Raw genomic sequence first — 1,536 nt, forward strand, 5'->3', positions numbered from 1 at the left:
ATTTTAATCACCAACAGTGTAGACCAGGAGGCCATTTTTGCCTAGTGCCTGCAATTCCTGGAATTCCTTCATCTCATTGATTGGAGGTTTTACGGGTTCTCCAAAAATCCGGGATGACTCATAAAAAACACCAGGAATTTTCTCATCACATGCATTTTTACCGCTTTCCCTTTGATCGCTTCGGATTTGACCTGCACAGAGATCCGTTTTGGCTCGTCTCACAAAGCATCGTCAAAGGGAAGAAGAGTAGCTGCCATGCGTTCCCTCCCTTCTCAGCAGAGCATACTGGTTGAGTGCAAACGGCACCTCTGGACCCCTAGACACAAAGCCCCTCCTGTGTGCCCAGGGCAAGCAAACAGCAGAAACGATTGCAGGATCTCCCTCACGAAGGATACGACAGTGTTTGTACGGTAATCCATCGTGACTATGCGCCCACAGGAAGAGATCCTCTCCGCCCGCTTCTGAAGCCCGTTGAGAACCTATGACGCCATGACAAGGGGTACGAAGCTCACTTCGTACCCCTTGTCTCGTCTCTTCCCGTGTCTTTCTCGTCCGCTTCCCGTGTCCTTCCCGCTTTTCAGAGGAAATTCCTTGTTGATAGAACATCATAGAGAGATTGAGCAAGAGAAAAAACAGCACCTGTTCCGTCGCCATCTTCTCACCACCCCAGGCATTTGCATTTCTTTGCATTTCTTTGCATCTGTTTGCATCTGTTTGCATCTGTTTGCCTTTCTTCGCACTCGTTTCCGCTTCTTCTTCCACCGGCAGCCCCCACGGAAAATCCGTCGGATGCTCCGGCACCATAATCAGGCTCTGGATCGCTTCCGATTTGCGGTTGGCGGACACCGTAATCTCCATCTCCTGATGATGCGCCTCGATCTCCTCCTGATTTCCCAGTACATCTCCCTTGCCCACACGCTGCTCTCAGCACACACACAACAGCAGGCAGGCCACAAAAACAGGATTCATCCATGACTCTACAATGAAGACCATGAGGACCATGAGGACCATGAGGACCATGAGGACCACGGGCCAGAACGCCCTCCCAGAACAGGGGTGCTCCTGCTCCTGCTCTCTCCACCACTTCCCTTTGGCTCTTCTGTGTATACTGGCAACAGGAGCCTGATCAGCGAGGCGTTCCCTGGCTTTCGGCTACTGGTCTACTGGTGTTGTCTCCCACCCCGTTCCGTCCTCCTGATCAGGCCCTCACACAAGACACACAGGGCATCACATCACCACGCACCACCACCAACACTACACACCATCACCACGCACCATCACCAACGCTATACACAAAAAAGAGAAAAACACCCACAGCGAGACAGCACGAGACAAGCTATGAAACAAGAACGTCTTTCATTCGTTAGAGAAGAGAAAGAGATGCATTTGCACCTATCATAAGGAGGCACGCAATGGAATTCCCCCGAATTTGGAGGGTCGGAGAAGAGAAATCTGCTATACTCATATCAGGAGGGTTCAATGGGCAAATCTCAACCGATCTATACCAAGGAATTCAAGCAGCAAGCTGTCACACTC

1 protein-coding gene is annotated in these 1,536 nt (G+C 51.0%); it reads right to left on the reverse strand.

The window, feature by feature from the left end:
* Positions 1-231: 231 nt before the first annotated feature.
* On the reverse strand, positions 232-915 hold the full coding sequence (locus F1593_RS27955; protein ID WP_149404831.1) for a hypothetical protein: 684 nt from the start codon (positions 913-915) through the stop codon (positions 232-234).
* Between the last annotated feature and the right edge of the window lie 621 nt (positions 916-1,536).

It is taken from the genome of Dictyobacter arantiisoli (assembly GCF_008326305.1).
GTDB classification, from domain to species: Bacteria; Chloroflexota; Ktedonobacteria; order Ktedonobacterales; family Ktedonobacteraceae; genus Dictyobacter; species Dictyobacter arantiisoli.